Annotated in this window: 19 protein-coding genes; 9 read left to right on the forward strand and 10 right to left on the reverse strand. The window is 57.6% G+C overall.

Features of this window, described 5'->3' with window-relative positions; genetic code table 11:
* Positions 1-56 precede the first annotated feature (56 nt).
* Positions 57-776, reverse strand: coding sequence for a fatty acid metabolism transcriptional regulator FadR (fadR, locus tag GNG26_RS13425; RefSeq protein ID WP_103822336.1), 720 nt, complete (start codon positions 774-776; stop codon positions 57-59).
* A 199-nt stretch (positions 777-975) separates the two neighbouring features.
* On the opposite strand from fadR, the gene nhaB reads away from it, so the two are divergent.
* Together nhaB and dsbB are read left to right on the forward strand one after the other, a co-directional pair.
* A complete protein-coding gene (nhaB, locus tag GNG26_RS13430) occupies positions 976-2514 on the forward strand; it encodes a sodium/proton antiporter NhaB (protein WP_103822337.1) in 1539 nt (512 codons plus the stop codon).
* Positions 2515-2655: 141 nt separating this feature from the next.
* Entirely contained in the window at positions 2656-3186 is a 531-nt protein-coding gene (gene dsbB, locus GNG26_RS13435; RefSeq protein WP_103822338.1) for a disulfide bond formation protein DsbB, read from the forward strand.
* A 101-nt stretch (positions 3187-3287) separates the two neighbouring features.
* Here the strand turns inward: dsbB and GNG26_RS13440 are convergent, their stop codons facing one another.
* The 3 genes from GNG26_RS13440 to GNG26_RS13450 form a co-directional block, all read right to left on the reverse strand.
* Positions 3288-3728, reverse strand: a complete 441-nt coding sequence (locus GNG26_RS13440) for a YcgN family cysteine cluster protein (RefSeq protein ID WP_114314662.1) — start codon at positions 3726-3728, stop codon at positions 3288-3290.
* 93 nt (positions 3729-3821) lie between these two features.
* The gene (locus GNG26_RS13445; protein WP_156239088.1) at positions 3822-4481 is read right to left on the reverse strand and encodes a fumarylacetoacetate hydrolase family protein; all 660 of its coding nucleotides are present in this window, start codon (positions 4479-4481) and stop codon (positions 3822-3824) included.
* Positions 4482-4527: 46 nt separating this feature from the next.
* Positions 4528-4803, reverse strand: coding sequence for a YcgL domain-containing protein (locus GNG26_RS13450; RefSeq protein WP_114314660.1), 276 nt, complete (start codon positions 4801-4803; stop codon positions 4528-4530).
* A gap of 126 nt (positions 4804-4929) precedes the next feature.
* Between GNG26_RS13450 and minC the strand changes: the two genes are divergently transcribed.
* Genes minC through minE form a run of 3 tightly spaced genes read left to right on the forward strand, consistent with a single transcriptional unit; the run spans position 4930 to position 6731 of the window.
* The gene (gene minC / locus GNG26_RS13455) at positions 4930-5622 is read left to right on the forward strand and encodes a septum site-determining protein MinC (protein WP_103180010.1); all 693 of its coding nucleotides are present in this window, start codon (positions 4930-4932) and stop codon (positions 5620-5622) included.
* Between the two features lie 23 nt (positions 5623-5645).
* Positions 5646-6458 carry a septum site-determining protein MinD gene (gene minD / locus GNG26_RS13460; RefSeq protein ID WP_103180011.1) on the forward strand — a complete coding sequence of 271 codons (813 nt, stop codon included), beginning with the start codon at positions 5646-5648 and terminating at the stop codon, positions 6456-6458.
* Positions 6459-6461: 3 nt separating this feature from the next.
* Positions 6462-6731, forward strand: coding sequence for a cell division topological specificity factor MinE (minE, locus tag GNG26_RS13465; RefSeq protein WP_103180012.1), 270 nt, complete (start codon positions 6462-6464; stop codon positions 6729-6731).
* A 98-nt stretch (positions 6732-6829) separates the two neighbouring features.
* Here minE and rnd read toward each other — a convergent pair whose 3' ends face one another.
* The 5 genes from rnd to GNG26_RS13490 all read right to left on the reverse strand — a co-directional run bounded on the left by rnd (position 6830) and on the right by GNG26_RS13490 (position 13219).
* On the reverse strand, positions 6830-7957 hold the full coding sequence (gene rnd, locus GNG26_RS13470; protein ID WP_156239089.1) for a ribonuclease D: 1128 nt from the start codon (positions 7955-7957) through the stop codon (positions 6830-6832).
* Between the two features lie 74 nt (positions 7958-8031).
* Positions 8032-9717: a long-chain-fatty-acid--CoA ligase FadD gene (fadD, locus tag GNG26_RS13475; RefSeq protein ID WP_156239091.1), complete on the reverse strand. Its 1686-nt coding sequence runs from the start codon at positions 9715-9717 to the stop codon at positions 8032-8034.
* Positions 9718-9921: 204 nt separating this feature from the next.
* Positions 9922-10509 carry a Slp family lipoprotein gene (locus tag GNG26_RS13480; RefSeq protein ID WP_156239093.1) on the reverse strand — a complete coding sequence of 196 codons (588 nt, stop codon included), beginning with the start codon at positions 10507-10509 and terminating at the stop codon, positions 9922-9924.
* Positions 10510-10546: 37 nt separating this feature from the next.
* Positions 10547-11242 carry a tRNA (adenosine(37)-N6)-threonylcarbamoyltransferase complex dimerization subunit type 1 TsaB gene (gene tsaB / locus GNG26_RS13485; RefSeq protein ID WP_103822346.1) on the reverse strand — a complete coding sequence of 232 codons (696 nt, stop codon included), beginning with the start codon at positions 11240-11242 and terminating at the stop codon, positions 10547-10549.
* A gap of 66 nt (positions 11243-11308) precedes the next feature.
* Positions 11309-13219 (reverse strand): ATP-dependent DNA helicase, encoded by a 1911-nt coding sequence (locus tag GNG26_RS13490; RefSeq protein ID WP_156239095.1) that lies wholly within the window; start codon positions 13217-13219, stop codon positions 11309-11311.
* A gap of 126 nt (positions 13220-13345) precedes the next feature.
* Between GNG26_RS13490 and GNG26_RS13495 the strand changes: the two genes are divergently transcribed.
* Positions 13346-13690 carry a RidA family protein gene (locus GNG26_RS13495; RefSeq protein WP_103180017.1) on the forward strand — a complete coding sequence of 115 codons (345 nt, stop codon included), beginning with the start codon at positions 13346-13348 and terminating at the stop codon, positions 13688-13690.
* A 6-nt stretch (positions 13691-13696) separates the two neighbouring features.
* On the opposite strand, the gene GNG26_RS13500 is transcribed toward GNG26_RS13495, so the two are convergent.
* On the reverse strand, positions 13697-13879 hold the full coding sequence (locus tag GNG26_RS13500; RefSeq protein ID WP_039030781.1) for a YoaH family protein: 183 nt from the start codon (positions 13877-13879) through the stop codon (positions 13697-13699).
* A gap of 61 nt (positions 13880-13940) precedes the next feature.
* Here GNG26_RS13500 and pabB point away from each other — a divergent pair, with 61 nt between their 5' ends.
* From pabB to sdaA, 3 genes are all read left to right on the forward strand, one after another.
* Positions 13941-15293, forward strand: coding sequence for an aminodeoxychorismate synthase component 1 (gene pabB / locus GNG26_RS13505; protein WP_156239097.1), 1353 nt, complete (start codon positions 13941-13943; stop codon positions 15291-15293).
* A 3-nt stretch (positions 15294-15296) separates the two neighbouring features.
* Positions 15297-15875 (forward strand): CoA pyrophosphatase, encoded by a 579-nt coding sequence (locus GNG26_RS13510; protein WP_103822349.1) that lies wholly within the window; start codon positions 15297-15299, stop codon positions 15873-15875.
* Between the two features lie 183 nt (positions 15876-16058).
* On the forward strand, positions 16059-17423 hold the full coding sequence (gene sdaA, locus GNG26_RS13515) for an L-serine ammonia-lyase (RefSeq protein ID WP_103180021.1): 1365 nt from the start codon (positions 16059-16061) through the stop codon (positions 17421-17423).
* The last annotated feature ends 121 nt before the right edge of the window (positions 17424-17544 follow it).

Raw genomic sequence — 17544 nt, forward strand, 5'->3', positions numbered from 1 at the left:
ACTTCGCTTACCCGGCCTACATATAAAAAAACCTCTCAAGCGAGAGGTTTTTTATTTTATCGACCGTGGATGGAGAGATCGCCCGGCAGGGTCTTCTGCATCCGGTGCCAGATCTCGCCGCTGTCGCGACCGTAGCGACGCACGGTGTCATACACCTGATCGTGCTGACCTTCGGCGCAGAGTTCACTCAGTTTGTGATAGAAGCCAAGCGCGAGGCTGCGGGCTTCCGGATTAGCGAAGTAGTGGCGACCGATGCGGGTATAGAGCCCTTTCATGCCGTTGAGGATCAGGCCGTAGATTGGGTTGCCGGAGGCAAACGCCAGCCCGCGGAAGACGTTGTAATCCAGCAGCGCAAAGGCGTCGGCGTGATCTTCAACCGCCGTGGCGCGGGCGAGCACCTCCTGCGCCTTATCCGGGTGCTGGCGAAACGCCGTACGGATAAAGATGGTGGCGATGTTGGTGCGCACGGAGAGCAAATTGTCGATCAGCTGCGGCACGCTCTCATGATCGAGGCGCGCGAGCGTTTCAAGGATATTCAGACCCGACGTTTCCCAGAAGTTATTCACTTTGGTCGGTTTGCCGTGTTGGATCGTCAGCCAGCCGTCGCGTGCCAGTCGCTGCAACACTTCACGTAAGGTGGTACGTGTGACGCCAATCAGTTCAGAGAGTTCGCGTTCTGCGGGAAGAATCGAGCCTGGGGGGAAACGATTGTTCCAGATGCTTTCGATAATGTACTCTTCCGCGAAACCCGCCGGGCTTTGCGCCTTTATGACCATAGTGAATTTTCCATTAACTGCTTTTTACAAAATTCACTCATCATACCAGAGGCAGACAGAGGCAGATAGCGCAGCGAGGCGAGAAAAAAGGGATCGCCGTTTTATTTTTATCATTTAAAAAAACGCGGCCTGCACTCCTTCCCCGACGCCATTTGCGTATACTTAGTGCGTAATTATGTGACGGGCAAGGGAATCTGTTGTGGAAATGTCGTATCGTCGCGCCCTGTGGCGCAATTTTTTAGGCCAGTCCCCCGACTGGTACAAACTGGCTCTGGTTATCTTCCTGGTAATCAACCCGCTTATCTTTATGGTGAGTCCTTTTGCCGCAGGCTGGTTGCTGGTGGCAGAGTTCATCTTTACCCTAGCCATGGCGCTGAAGTGTTACCCCCTGCTGCCGGGCGGCCTGCTGGCTTTCGAGGCAGTAGCAATAGGGATGACCAGTGCGGAGCACGTGAGAGAAGAGCTGGCGTCCAACCTGGAGGTACTCCTGCTGCTGATGTTTATGGTGGCCGGGATCTACTTTATGAAGCAACTGCTGCTGTTCATTTTTACCCGCCTGCTGTTGAGCATCCCCTCAAAAACGCTGCTGTCGCTGGCCTTCTGTCTGGCAGCCGCTTTTTTATCCGCCTTCCTCGATGCCCTGACCGTGGTGGCGGTGGTGATCAGCGTCGCCGTCGGCTTTTACGGGATTTATCACCGGGTGGCCTCTTCCCAGCCAGAAGCGGGCATGCAGGATGACAGCCAGGTGGATGCCCAACAGCGCGACGTGCTGGAGCAGTTCCGCGCGTTTCTGCGCAGCCTGATGATGCACGCGGGCGTGGGTACTGCGCTGGGCGGCGTCATGACCATGGTCGGCGAGCCGCAAAACCTGATTATCGCCAAAGCCGCGGACTGGAACTTCGTCGAATTTTTCCTGCGCGTTGCCCCGGTCAGCGTGCCGGTGCTGGTATGCGGCCTGCTTACCTGCTGGCTGGTGGAGAAGTTCAGGTGGTTTGGTTACGGCACCCTGCTGCCGAAGCAGGTGCGTGATGTGCTGCAACGCTTCGACGAAGAGAGCCGCAGCCAGCGTACCCGTCAGCAGCGGCTGGCGCTGATTTCCCAGGGCATCATTGGCGTCTGGCTGATTATTGCCCTGGCGTTTCATCTGGCGGAAGTGGGGCTGATTGGTCTGTCGGTCATTATCCTGGCGACCACCTTCTCCGGCGTGACGGATGAACATGCCATCGGCAAAGCCTTTACCGAAGCGCTGCCGTTTACCGCACTGCTGGCGGTCTTTTTCGCGGTAGTGGCGGTGATTGTCGATCAGCACCTGTTTGGGCCGATCATTAACTTCGTGCTGCAGGCCGCGCCGGATGCCCAACTGACGCTGTTTTATCTGTTTAATGGCCTGCTGTCGGCCATCTCCGATAACGTGTTTGTCGGCTCGGTCTATATCAACGAAGCGAAAGCGGCGATGGAGAGTGGTATCATCGACCGGGAGCAGTTTGAACTGCTGGCGGTGGCGATCAACACCGGCACCAACCTCCCTTCCGTGGCCACGCCAAACGGTCAGGCGGCCTTCCTGTTCTTACTGACCTCCGCCCTCGCCCCACTTATCCGCCTCTCTTATGGCCGGATGGTATGGATGGCGCTGCCCTATACCGTTGTGTTAACCGCAGTGGGTTTGCTGTGCGTCAAAATTACCCTCATTCCTTTTACCCAATGGATGCTGCAGGCAGGTATACTGGCGACGCATTAAATGAGTCGGCCGGGCGGTAAAACGCCCGGCTGCACTTATGGATGATAAATGTCCGATTACGTTATATTTGCGCGCTGAGGCTGGTGCGCAAAGTGATTTCGTTTACACTGCGCTTTCTATACCTGCTCCAGGGAAATGATTATGTTGAAATTTTTGAACCAGTGCTCGCGCGGTCGCGGGGCGTGGTTGTTGTTGGCCCTGACCGCCTTCGTGTTAGAAATGGTGGCATTGTGGTTCCAGCACGTGATGATGCTGAAACCGTGCGTACTCTGTATCTATGAACGTTGCGCGCTGTTTGGCGTAATGGGCGCGGGTCTGGTGGGCGCCATCGCCCCAAAAAGCCCGCTGCGCTATGGTGCCATTGCCATCTGGCTTTACAGCGCCGGTAAAGGCCTGCAACTGGCCTGGGAGCACACCATGATCCAGCTGCACCCGTCGCCGTTCCAGACCTGTGACTTTGCCGCCAGCTTCCCGAGCTGGTTGCCGCTGGACAAGTGGATGCCGCAGGTCTTTGTGGCTACCGGTGACTGCGCCGTGCGTCAGTGGGAATTCCTGACCCTGGAGATGCCGCAGTGGCTGGTGGGCATTTTTGCCGCTTACCTGATCGTGGCGCTGCTGGTGCTGATTGCCCAGCCGTTTAAAGCGAAAAAACGCGATCTGTTTGGCCGTTAATGCCCGGCGGCGCTTCGCTTGCACGGGCCTACGGGTAAGCGCAGCGCCACCCGGCAAAAAAGCCGCACATTAAAAAACCCGCCTCGGCGGGTTTTTTATTATCAGCGGTTGGGATGATTCAGAATATGGTCTTCCCAGTCGCGCACCTCGGACTCTTTCACCGCGATATGACGCACGGAGATCCGCTCGCCATGCATTGCCGCTTTTGAGCCGGTCAGCAGCGGGTGCCACGTCGGCAGATCCTTGCCTTCCGCCAGCAGGCGATAGGCGCAGGTCGGCGGCAGCCATTCGAAGGTCGGCAGGTTCTCACGGGTCAGCTTGATGCAGTCCGGCTCCAGCTCGAAACGCCGCTCGTAGTTACGGCACTGGCAGGTTTTGATATTCAGCTGATTACAGGCGACATTGGTGAAATAGATTTCGTCCGAGTCTTCATCCATCAGCTTATGCAGGCAGCACTGCCCGCAGCCATCGCACAGCGATTCCCACTCGGCGTCGGTCATGTTGTCGAGAGTTTTGCTTTGCCAGAAAGGGATTTCGCTCATAAGGATGTCCACACGTCAAAATAAAGCGCACCTTATAACCAGTCTGGCACCTCGATGCAAGTTTTGCCGCCCGAAAGGGGCGGCAAGAGAGGGTTACAGCACGCGGGTTTTCAGTGACAGGCCGTTGACGGCCAGCTCCAGCTCATCGCCGCTATTCAGCGGCCCCACCCCTTCCGGGGTGCCGGTGAGGATCACATCGCCCGGTTTCAGGGTGAAGTAACGGCTCATATAGGCAATCAGTGGCACAATTTTATGGATCATGTCAGAGGTGGAGCCCTGCTGACGCACGTCGCCGTTAATTTTCAGGCTCAGGGTCGTGTTCTGCGGATCGTCCTGGAACTCCGCCGCCGGTACGAACCCGGAGATGGGACAAGAATTATCAAAGCCTTTGGCTTTCTCCCACGGCTGGCCCGCTTTTTTCATTTTGCCCTGCACCTCGCGCAGGGTCAGATCCAGCGCCACACCATAACCGGCAATCGCCTTCTGCACATGATCTTCAGAGGCCTGGCGCAGCGTGGCGCCAATCAGCACCGCCAGTTCCACTTCGTGGTGCACCGATCCCAGCCCCTGCGGGATCACCAGCGGCTGGCGGATATCGCAGAGTGCGGTTTCGGGTTTAATAAACAGCACCGGCTCGTCCGGAACCGCACTGCCCATTTCCTGAATATGCTTTGCGTAATTACTGCCCACACAGACGACTTTACTGACCGGATAATCCAGCAAGGCGCCTTGCCAGTTATGATGCTGATACATAATGAGCCCCTAAAGGTTAATGTAACCCTGACAGATTAATCTCAAACTATTTTTTTCCCAGCGCCTCAAGATGCTGTTTGAGTAAATTCTCTTGCGGCGGAGGGAGTTGTAAATAATAGCCCTGTTCGGCTAACGCGCTTTTTACTTTTTCCAGATCGGCGTTCTTCAGCTGCTTACGCCCGTCAAGCGGCATGAGCATCACCATCTGCGGTTTACCGAAGCTCTTCATCAGCGCCTCAGGCACACGGGAAAAATCGTCCTTTTTTTCGACATAAAGATAGGTCTGGTCGCGCTGGGTACTTCTGTAGATCACACAAAACATATATTTACTCAGAATTAACGGGGAGGGTGACTTGCCTCAATATAATTGTGACTATAACATGCCTGATACTCTTCGGAATATCACGACGCACACGCCGTGGTAAAAAGCAAATTGAGTAAGGCCAGGATGTCAAACACGCCAATCGAGCTTAAAGGCAGTAGCTTCACCTTATCAGTGGTTCATTTGCATGAAGCAAAACCCGAGGTTATTCGTCAGGCGTTAGAAGACAAAATCGCGCAGGCGCCCGCATTCCTGAAACATGCGCCCGTCGTCATTAACGTCAGCGATCTTGAAGCGCCAATTAACTGGCAGCAGCTGCAGCAGGCGGTCTTAGCCACCGGGCTGCGGATTGTCGGCATCAGCGGCTGTAAAGATCCTGAACTGAAAGCCGAAATCGACGAGGCGGGTCTTCCGCTGCTCACCGAAGGCAAAGATAAAGCCCCGCGCGCAGAGCCCCCTGCCCCGCCTGAACTCCCTGTTACACCCGCCACAAAAACGCGCTTGATCGACCTGCCGGTGCGTTCCGGACAGCGTATTTATGCGCCAAATTGTGACCTTATTGTAACAAACCACGTCAGCGCAGGTGCGGAGCTGATCGCCGATGGCAATATTCATATCTATGGCTCAATGCGAGGCCGTGCGCTGGCAGGTGCCAGTGGCGATCGCGATGCGCAAATTTTTTGTACCCACCTGGAGGCGGAGCTGGTCTCCATTGCAGGTGTTTACTGGCTGAGCGATAACATCCCGGCCGAATTTTCTGGCAAAGCAGCACGTTTGCGTCTGGCAGACAACGCTTTGACCGTTCAACCGTTGAATTGATCCCTTTTTAACAAGGAATTTCTATGGCACGCATTATTGTTGTTACTTCGGGTAAAGGAGGCGTTGGCAAGACCACCTCCAGCGCGGCCATCGCTACTGGTTTGGCCCAGAAGGGAAAGAAAACTGTCGTTATCGACTTTGATATCGGCCTGCGTAACCTTGACCTGATTATGGGTTGTGAACGCCGCGTGGTTTACGACTTTGTGAACGTGATTCAGGGTGATGCCACGCTGAATCAGGCAATGATTAAAGATAAGCGTACCGACAATCTCTATATTCTTCCCGCTTCCCAGACGCGCGACAAAGACGCGCTGACCCGCGAAGGCGTGGAAAAAGTGCTCGATGAGCTGAACAAGATGGACTTCGATTTCGTGATCTGCGATTCACCTGCGGGCATCGAAACCGGTGCGCTGATGGCGCTCTACTTCGCCGATGAAGCGATCATCACCACCAACCCGGAAGTCTCATCCGTGCGCGACTCGGACCGTATTTTAGGTATCCTTGCCTCAAAATCCCGTCGTGCGGAAAATGGTCAGGAACCGATTAAAGAGCACCTGCTGCTGACCCGCTATAATCCGGGTCGTGTCAGTAAAGGTGATATGCTGAGTATGGAAGACGTGCTGGAGATCCTGCGCATCAAACTGGTTGGCGTTATCCCGGAAGATCAATCCGTGCTGCGCGCCTCTAACCAGGGTGAACCGGTTATCCTCGACGCCAACGCAGACGCGGGTAAAGCGTATGCGGACACTGTGGATCGTCTGCTCGGAGAAGAACGTCCTTTCCGCTTCATTGAAGAAGAGAAGAAAGGTTTCCTCAAACGCCTGTTCGGAGGATAAGTTATGGCATTACTGGACTTTTTTCTCTCGCGGAAAAAAAACACCGCCAACATCGCTAAAGAACGACTGCAGATCATCGTGGCGGAACGCCGCCGCAGCGACGCTGAACCGCACTACCTGCCGCAGTTGCGCAAAGATATCCTGGAGGTGATCTGTAAATACGTGCAGATCGACCCGGAAATGGTCACCGTGCAGCTGGAGCAAAAAGACGGGGATATCTCGATTCTGGAGCTCAACGTCACTCTGCCGGAAGCGGAAGAGTCGCGTTCATAAACGTGCGTATTGCCGGGCGGCACTGCGTTTGCCCGGCTTACGGTTTGTCGTTTTGTAGCCCCGGCAAGCGCAGCGCCGCCGGGGGTTAAAGATCGCGCTTACTGCGGATACTCTGCCAGTAACGCATTCAGGCGATCGGCCATCAGTTCCCCGCGCCATCCGGCAATCAGTTCTGGCGTGCCGTTTTGCGGTTTCAGCTTCCAGTGCGCGTTCAGCAGCTGGTTGATCTGGCGACGTGAGGCCAGCAGCTCGGCGCTGACTTTACTCTCTGCCGCCACCTCCTGCACCAGGGCCTTGATGGCCTTAAATGCTTTGCGATACCCCGGCATATCCATCAGATTCAGCAGCGGCTCCGGCAGCGCCTCATCCGGCAGTTGTTGAGCTTTTGCCACCAGCGCCAGCAGCGTTTTCCCGTGGAAACGGATCTCCGAACCCGAAAGCCCGATGCTATCCAGCTCGCCCAGGCTGCCCGGCATGTACCGCGCCACGGCCCAGAGATGCTCCTCACGCACCACAAAGTTCACCGCCAGGTCACGCTCGCGCGCCTTACGCAGACGCCAGTCGGCCAGCAGCTGCAGACAGGCCAGCTGGCGAGTGCGCAGCTGCCAGGCGTTGCTGATGTCGCGCCACGCCTCTTTCGGATCGGTCGTCTCCTGACGACGCAGCTGCGTCATCCGGCACTCATTCAGGGCGGCAGGCAGCCAGCCGGAGGCTTCGGCCTCTTTCATCAGCTGACCGGCGATCGGCAGCAGGTAGAACACGTCTGCCGCCGCGTAGTCGAGCTGGCGTTCCGTCAGCGGGCGCGCCAGCCAGTCGGTGCGGGATTCGCTCTTGTCGATCGCCAGCCCGGTGTACTCCTCCACCATGGCGGCAAAACCCCATGACAGCGGGCGACCGGCGAAGGCGGCGAGGATCTGGGTATCAATCAGCGGCTGCGGCATGATGCCGAAGGTGTTGAGGAAAACTTCCAGATCTTCACTGCCGGCATGCAGATATTTGGTGATGGCGGTGTCCAGCAGCAGCTCACGCATCGGCGTCCAGTCGGTGATCCCCAGCGGATCGATAAGCGATACCCGCTTGCCGTCATACATCTGGATCAGACCCAGTTGCGGGTAGTAAGTGCGAGTACGAACAAATTCGGTGTCCAGCGCAATGGCGGATGCATCACGGGTGAGATCGCACAGCGAAGCCAGTTCGTCGTTGGTGGTGATCATCTGGTAATTCAAATCATTTTCTCTATGGTTTGCGCCCATAAAAAAACGCTGGCCAGGCCAGCGTTTCTGGGCGACTAACACGAAGCTCAGCCTTTATTGTCTACTTTGGCGCGCGCTTCGTCACGTAATTCTCGTCGTAATATCTTCCCGACGTTCGATTTTGGCAGTTCGTCGCGGAACTCAACCAGCTTCGGTACTTTGTAGCCGGTAAGATGGCGACGGCAGAAGGTGATCAGCGCCTCTTCGCTCAGGGCGGGATCTTTTTTCACCACAAAGATTTTTACCGTTTCGCCGCTGCTGCCTGCCGGTACCCCTACTGCGGCCACTTCCAGCACGCCGTTGTGCTGCATCACCACGTCTTCGATCTCGTTGGGATAGACGTTGAACCCGGAGACCAGAATCATATCTTTCTTACGATCGACGATACGTAAGAAACCTTCATCATCCATCACCGCGATGTCGCCGGTGTGCAGCCAGCCATCCTTGATAATTTCGTCGGTAGCGTCCGGGCGTTGCCAGTAACCCAGCATCACCTGCGGCCCTCTTACGCACAGCTCGCCAGGCTCGCCATGCGGCACTTCGTTATCGTCGTCATCCACCAGTTTGGCTTCGGTGGAGGGCACCGGCAGACCAATGCTGCCGCTGTGATAGTCGATATCATGCGGGTTCACGCTCACCAGCGGGGCGCACTCGGTCAGGCCATAGCCTTCAAGCAGGTACTGCCCGGTGAGCTTGACCCAGCGCTCGGCCACCGCCTGCTGCACCGGCATCCCGCCGCCCGCCGACAGATGCAGGGTGGAGAAATCGAGCTGCTGGAACTCTTTATTATTGAGCAGCGCGTTAAACAGGGTGTTTACCCCGGTCATGGCGGTAAACGGATATTTCGCCAGCTCTTTCACCAGCCCCGGAATGTCACGCGGGTTGGTGATCAGCACGTTCTGTCCGCCGAGTTCGATAAACAGCAGGCAGTTCATCGTCAGGGCGAAGATGTGATAGAGCGGCAGCGCGGTGATCACCAGCTCTTTGCCGCGGTGCAGCAGCGGCCCGTAGGTGGCATTGACCTGTTCGAGGTTCGCCAGCATGTTGCGGTGGGTGAGCATCGCCCCTTTCGCCACGCCGGTTGTGCCGCCGGTATATTGCAGGAAGGCCAGATCCTGCGAGGCGATCTCAGGCTTAACGTACTGCATCCGGTAGCCGGTGTGCAGCGCCTGGCGAAAAGAGATGGCATCCGGCAGGTGATATTTCGGCACCAGACGTTTGACATATTTGACGACGAAGTTAACCAGCGTCCCTTTGGCGGTGGAGAGCTGGTCGCCCATCCGCGTCAGGATGACGTGTTTGACCTGGGTCTTATCAACCACTTTTTCCAGCGTGTGGGCGAAGTTGGAGACAATCACAATCGCCGCGGCACCGCTGTCATTCAACTGATGTTCCAGCTCACGCGGGGTATAGAGCGGGTTGACGTTAACCACGATCATCCCGGCGCGCAGAATGCCGAACAGCGCCACCGGATACTGCAGCAGGTTGGGCATCATCAGCGCCACGCGATCGCCTTTCTGCAGGCCTAATCCCTGTTGCAGATAGGCGGCAAAGGCCCGGCTGCGCTCTTCCAGTTTACGGAAGGTCATCACCTCGCCCATGTTCACAAACGCAGGCTGATCGGCGTAACGCGTTACGGAGTTTTCAAACAGTTCAACCAGGGATTGATAACGGTCAGGATTTATCTCTGCGGGAACATCCGCAGGATATCGGTTAAGCCAAACCTTCTTCACTACATCACCTCTGAAATGCGTGTTCGTCGTCATCACAACCCCGGTTAATAAACAAGTCGTTAACATAATATTAACTCAGCGTACCAGTTTATTTATTGTCCGGATTTAAGGTTGCGAAGCGCGTCACTATTTATTTTTCTTATTACCGTGGAAAAAACAAAACAGCGGACGGGCCGCTGTTTCTTAATTAAGAATAACAGTGACTTACTCTGTTACTATCGTTCGGACCTGAGCCGGACCGGGGCCATAGCCTGGCCATCCGCCGTAGCCGTAACCATAGCCATAACGCCATGGATGCGGTCCCCAGTACCAGGGATCGGGTGGCGGCATCATCACCTGCTGCTGTACCCGCCAGCGTTTATAGCCGTTGGCCTGCATGGTCATGAATTTATAAGGCGTGTTGCCGACTTTACCCTGCTCTGCGCCGGTGATCGGTCCCACTACGGTGATCAGTTGCCCGCGGAAATCCACCGGATCGAGGAAGCCGTTAACATCGGCGTAGATACGGCCTCGTGAGGCTTCACCCAGCACCGGACGCGCGCCGCTGTCGAGGGGAACGGTGGCAATCTCCAGACGGGTTTTCCCCTGCTGGTTGAGCACCTCCACGACTTTGCCGCCAAAACGCGCTTCCTGACCCACGTAGAGTTCCGGGGCGTTCATCACCCGGACCAGATCCTGCTGCGGCGTGGGGCTGCTGCCCTGGATGGCATCAGGTACGGAGACACATCCCGTTAACGCCAGGGCCAGCGCCCCGACGGTCAGCAGACGAACGACATAGTTTTGAACCGCCATGATGCGACTCCTTTTTCTCAGGCTCTTATACTGAGATTCACTCCCGGCCCGGAAGTTTCTTCCACGCTACGGTGTTTCGCAAATAAACCGGCTCGGCTTTCTCCACCGGCACGGTTTGCCCTGCCTCCAGCATCTGACAAGCGATGGGCAGCATATCTTCTGCGGCAGGCAGCAGCACTTTGCCGTCCACCAGCGTCAGACCGCTCTCCTTTGCCATGTCAGGCCAGGCTGGCCAGCCGGTTCCGACGGTTGCCCACTCACCGGAAAGCTGCTTCATGCGCTCACCTGCCGCTTCCGGCGTGAGCACCGCTTCACTCTCTTCCCCGTGCCAGACGCCCTGCTCGTCACGGGTATATTCCGCCCAGTAGACTTCGCCCATGCGGGCATCGATAGCTGCCAGTACGCGGGTCGCACCGGTGCTGCGCCACGCCCCCTGTGCCATGGTCGCCAGGGTCGAGACGCCAATCATTGGCAGTTCAGCGCCCAGCGCCAGCCCCTGGGCAATGCCGATACCGATGCGAACGCCGGTAAAGCTGCCCGGACCACGGCCATAGGCCAGCGCATCGAGGTCAGTGAGAGAGGTATTGCCCTCGGTGAGGATCATCTTCACCAGAGGCAGGATACGTTGGGTGTGTTCCCGGGGGCACTCTTCGAAATGAGCAAAGGGAGTACCGTCATTCCACAGGGCAACGGAGCAGGCCTCTGTGGCGGTATCGATAGCCAGAATTCGCATGTATTGTCGCGCTCTCGCAGTGGTCAGTCACAAAAAGGGGCGCATTTTAGCACACCCATCAGCAAATTACTGCGCCTGCGACGCAGCAAGGAAACGCACGGCGCGATCGATATCCCGGGTACGTGGCGCTGGCGGCAGGCTGGCGATAAAGGTGGCACCGTAAGGTCGCATGACCAGGCGGTTATCGCAGATCACCAGCACCCCGCGATCGTCCACGTCACGGATCAGGCGCCCCACCCCCTGCTTAAGGGTAATGACCGCATCCGGAAGCTGCACCTCATCAAACGGATCGCCTCCCCGCAGGCGGCAATCTTCCATCCGCGCCTTCAGCAACGGATCGTCCGGCGAGGTAAAGGGCAATTTGTCGATGATCACCAGCGACAGAGTATCGCCGCGCACGTCGACCCCTTCCCAGAAGCTGCTCGTGGCCACCAGCAGGGCATTGCCGTGGCTGACAAACTGCTGCAGCAGCTGGCCTTTGCTGGTTTCACCCTGCAACAGCACCGGCAGCGTCATGGTGGCGCGGAACTGCTCGGCCAGGTCGCGCATCATCGCGTGGGAGGTGCAGAGCATAAAGCAGCGGCCGTTGTTGGCCTCAATCATCGGCTTGAGCATCGCCGCCAGATGGCGGGCGGCGCCGGACTGATTGGGCAGCGGCAGGTTGCGCGGCACGCAGAGCAGTGCCTGGGTGGCGTAATCAAACGGGCTCGGCAGCAGCAGGGATTTGGCCTCTGCGATGCCGAGACGTTCGGTGAAATGGTGCAGATCGTCGTTAACCGACAGCGTGGCGGAGGTAAAGATCCAGCTGCCCGGCTTCTGCGCCATCACATCCTGGAACTTATCGGCCACGGTGAGCGGCGTCAGCGCAAGGGTAAAATGGCGCGAGTTGCATTCGTACCAGTAGCTGTAGCCGGGCTGGTTAAATTCTTTCAACTGTTTCAGACGCGCGCGATAGAGCGTGGCGCGTTCAAAGGCGGCATCCAGCAGCGCCGAACGGCCGAGGGAGAGCTTCGCCACGTCGTAGCAGAGCTCCAGGGCGTCATCGAGCAGCAGCAACGCGCGCTGAATATGCTGATCGGCCAGCAGTTCGCGCAGGTTGCCACGAAAACCCGGATCGCCAAGCTGCATGCGAAAATCCTGCGTACTCTGCGCCAGGCGGTCGGCGCACTTCTGCAGCTGCTGGGTATCTTTCAGTTCGGTGCGGTAGGCGATGGTAAAATCTTTCGCCAGATCCAGCAGCTGGCGGCTGGAGAGCGACTGGCCGAAATACTGGCTGGCGATATCGGGGAGCTGGTGGGCTTCGTCGAAGATCAGCACTTCGGCTTCGGGGATCAGCTCGCCAAAACCGCTCTCTTTCACCACCATATCCGCCAGGAAGAGGTGGTGGTTCACCACCACCACGTCGGCTTCCATCGCCGTTTTACGCGCTTTGACCACAAAACAGTCTTTATAAAGCGGGCAGTCGCTGCCCAGACAGTTGTCGTTGGTGCTGGTGACCAGCGGCCAGGCAGGTGAGTCTTCGGCGACGCTGGCGCAGGTACTGATATCGCCATCCTGGGTCTGGTTGGCCCAGCTGCGCAGGATGATCACATCGCTGAGGGTCTGTACCGGCAGATCGCCGCCCGCCAGCGCCTGCTGTTCGAGCCGCTCAATGCAGAGATAGTTGGAGCGCCCTTTCAGCAGGGCCAGACGGCCTTTGTATTTCAGGGCTTTGGCGACGGTGGGCAGATCGCGGCTGTAGAGCTGATCCTGCAACGCTTTCGAACCGGTGGAGATGATCACCTTCTTCTTCGTGCGCAGCGCTGGCGCCAGATAGGCGTACGTTTTACCGGTGCCGGTACCCGCCTCTACCACCAGCGGCTGGGCGCTGTCGATCGCCTCGGCTACTGCGTGCGCCATCTGGCGCTGCGGTTCGCGCGGCTTGAAGCCGGGAATTGCCTTTGCTAACTGTCCGTCTGCTGCGAAATCGTCTGCCACTCTGCCCCCTGTAATTTTGCACAGGGATTATGTCAGGCCGATCGTCCTGGCGCCAGTCGAGAGTGACGCAGGCAAAACAATATGGCAGTCTTGCCCGCAGAAAGTCACCATAACGAGGAAACGTGTATGACAATTGTGCGCATTGATGCCGAAGCCCGCTGGTCAGATGTTGTGATCCACAACCAGACCCTCTACTACACCGGCGTACCGGAAAACCTGGATGCCGACGCCTATGAGCAGACCGCCAATACCCTGGCGCAGATTGACGCAGTGCTGGAAAAACAGGGCAGCGACAAATCCCGCATTCTGGATGCGACCATTTTCCTGGCCAGTAAAGAGGATTTTGCGGCGATGAACAAAGCCTGGGATGAGTGGGTGGTGGCGGGTCACGCGCCTGTCCGCTGCACGGTACAGGCGACGCTGATGAAGCCGCAGTATAAGGTTGAGATTAAGATTATCGCTGCGGTGTAAGGGGCGTTACTCCTCTTCATCATCCTCAAAACGCGCCACGATCCGCTCGCCGGTATGGGTGGCGCGAAGCTCTTCTGCCACCTGGGAAATTGCCTGCCCGCTGCTCATCCCCTGGGACATCAGCTCCTGTATGCGCTCGACGGCCTTTTGCTGCTGCTCGTGGCTCAGTGAAGGTAAACCTGCAAACATCGTCAACTCCTGCTAAATTATTGGCGCTAATTATTTCACGCTGCCCGGTTGTTTACCACCCATGAACTCGTTATCCCCCGCTGTTATGACATTGCCGTGGCGTCCTGACGCCGCAGAATTCTGGTTTGCTCCGCTCAGCCATCTGCCGTGGGCCATGCTGCTGCACTCGGGCCATGCGGATCACCCCTACAGTCGCTTTGATATTCTTGTGGCCGACCCGCGCACCACGCTGGTGACCCACGGGGCGGATACGCTGATCGACGGGGTTCATTCTGACGCCTGCCCGCTGAGTTTGTTGCAGCAGGCCCTTGATGAGATGGGCCTGCCCTGCACGCCTGACCCGGACCTCCCCTTCCAGGGCGGCGCGCTGGGGCTGTTCGGCTACGACCTTGGCCGCCGCTTCGAAAAGCTGCCGGAACGGGCCTTGCGTGATATCACCCTGGCGGATATGGCGGTGGGCCTGTATGACTGGGCGATAATCGTCGATCACCACAAACAGCGGGTGTCGCTGGTCTGTCATGGTGATGCACAGGCGCGGCTGGCCTGGCTTGAAGCACAGCACTCCCCTGAGAATATACCTGCATTCCGGCTGACCTCCGGCTGGCAGGCCAATATGACCGCGGCGGAGTACAACGACAAATTTGAGCGCGTGCAGGCCTTCCTGCACAGCGGCGACTGCTATCAGGTGAATCTGGCCCAGCGTTTCCAGGCCCGCTACGAGGGCGACGAATGGCAGGCCTTTACCCGGCTGAACGCCAACAACCGCGCTCCGTTCAGCGCCTTTTTACGTCTTGAAGAGGGGGCGATCCTGAGCCTCTCCCCGGAGCGTTTTATTCACCTTGCGGACGGCACCATCCAGACCCGTCCCATTAAAGGCACCCTGCCGCGGCTGGCGGATGCCGAGGCGGATCGCCAGCAGGCGGAGAAGCTCGCCGCCTCGCCGAAAGATCGCGCCGAGAATCTGATGATCGTTGATCTGATGCGCAATGATATTGGCCGGGTGGCGGAGCCGGGAAGCGTGCGGGTGCCGGAACTGTTCGTGGTGGAGCCCTTCCCCGCCGTGCATCATCTGGTGAGCACCATCACCGCCCGCCTGCCGCAAACGCAGACCGCGTGCGATCTGCTGCGCGCCGCCTTCCCTGGCGGGTCGATCACCGGCGCGCCGAAAGTGCGGGCGATGGAGATCATCGACGAGCTGGAGCCGCATCGACGCAACGCCTGGTGCGGCAGCATCGGCTATATCAGCCTGTGCGGCGGCATGGATACCAGCATCACCATTCGTACCCTGACGGCGGTGGAGGGGCAGATCTACTGTTCCGCAGGCGGTGGCATTGTGGCTGACAGCCAGGCCGGGGCGGAATATCAGGAAACGTTTGATAAAGTGAATCGTATTCTGCAACAACTGGAGTGCTAACTGGTGAATACCCACGACCTGACCCTCGACCATTTTTTATCGCGTTTTCAGCTGTTGCGCCCGCAGGTGAACAGCACGTCGCTGAACCAGCGTCAAGCGGCGGTGTTGATCCCGGTGGTGCGCCGGGAGCAGCCGGGCCTGCTGTTGACCCGGCGCTCGGCGAAGCTGCGTAAACATGCCGGTCAGGTGGCCTTTCCCGGCGGCGCGGTGGACAGCACCGATGCCTCGTTAATTGCCGCTGCCCTGCGTGAAGCCGAGGAAGAGGTGGCGATCCCGCCGCACAAGGTCGAAGTGATTGGCGTCCTGCCGCCAGTGGACAGCGTCACCGGTTTTCAGGTCACGCCGGTGGTGGGGATTATTCCGCCGGATCTGCACTATCACGCCAGCGAGGACGAAGTGGAGTCGGTGTTCGAAATGCCGCTGGCGGAAGCCCTGCGTCTGGGCCGTTATCATCCGCTCGATATTCATCGCCGTGGCCACGATCATCGGGTGTGGCTCTCCTGGTATGAGCATTATTTTGTCTGGGGCATGACGGCGGGAATAATTCGTGAGCTGGCGCTGCAGATCGGCCTGAAACCTTGACTATACTTTACATTCGCCTCTTTTTTGCGCCTTTGCGATCCGCCTCCCGCTATTAGTTTATCAGGCGTTAATCATTAGTTTAATTCATGTGAATAGTTGAGCTGACGACAGGGTTCCCTCTTACACTATGCGAAGTTATTACATCGTTACTGGAAACCCGGTAACCCTGTCAGGAGTGTTAAAGTGATTAGTATATTCGACATGTTCAAAGTGGGGATTGGTCCCTCTTCTTCCCACACTGTCGGGCCGATGAAGGCCGGTAAACAGTTCGTCGATGACCTGGTCGAAAAAGGATTACTGGATAGCGTTACCCGCGTGGCTGTAGACGTTTACGGTTCACTGTCGCTTACGGGTAAAGGCCACCACACCGATATCGCCATTATTATGGGTCTGGCCGGAAATATGCCGGACACCGTAGATATTGACGCCATTCCGGCGTTTATTCGCGACGTGGAAACGCGCGGTCGTCTGCTGCTGGCGAATGGCCGGCATGAAGTGGATTTCCCCCAGGACGACGGCATGCGCTTTCGCAGCGACAACCTCTCCCTGCATGAAAACGGGATGCAGATCCACGCCTTCAGCGGCGAGAAAGTGGTCTACAGCAAGACCTACTACTCCATCGGCGGCGGTTTTATCGTCGATGAAGAGCATTTCGGCCAGGACGTCACGGGCGACGTAAAGGTGCCTTACCCGTTCAAATCGGCGACAGAGATGCTGAATTACTGCAAGGAGACTGGCCTGTCCCTCTCCGGCATGGTGATGCAGAACGAGCTGGCGCTGCACAGCAAGAAAGAGATTGAAGACTATTTCGCCAACGTCTGGCAGACCATGCGCGCCTGTATCGATCGCGGTATGAATACCGAAGGGGTACTGCCTGGCCCACTGCGCGTGCCGCGTCGTGCCTCTGCCCTGCGCCGGATGCTGGTCACGACGGATAAGTACTCCAACGATCCGATGAACGTGGTGGACTGGGTCAACATGTTTGCCCTCGCGGTGAACGAAGAGAACGCCGCCGGTGGCCGCGTGGTGACCGCACCAACCAACGGTGCCTGCGGGATCGTTCCGGCAGTGCTGGCCTACTACGATCACTTTATCGAATCGGTAAGCCCGGATATCTATATTCGCTACTTCCTCGCCGCAGGCGCGGTGGGTGCGCTGTATAAGATGAACGCTTCCATCTCCGGCGCCGAAGTTGGCTGCCAGGGTGAAGTGGGCGTGGCCTGCTCCATGGCGGCAGCCGGTCTGGCTGAGCTGCTGGGCGCCAGCCCGGAGCAGGTATGCGTGGCCGCCGAGATCGGTATGGAACATAACCTCGGTCTGACCTGTGACCCGGTGGCCGGTCAGGTGCAGGTGCCATGTATTGAGCGTAACGCGATTGCTTCTGTGAAAGCGATCAACGCTTCCCGTATGGCGATGCGCCGTACCAGCGAACCACGCGTTTCGCTGGATAAGGTGATCGAAACCATGTACGAAACCGGTAAAGATATGAACGCCAAATACCGCGAAACGTCCCGCGGCGGTCTGGCCATCAAGGTACAGTGCGACTAAGACGCTGAAAGCGCTTCTGCGACTTTCGTCTTTCATGCTCTAAACGCCCATCTGATAGGGATGGGCGAATTTCATCCACTTTCCTCGTTACCTGAAATAATGCCGACTACACTAGCCAGGT

The organism is Leclercia sp. J807 (assembly GCF_009734465.1).
GTDB lineage: Bacteria > Pseudomonadota > Gammaproteobacteria > Enterobacterales > Enterobacteriaceae > Enterobacter.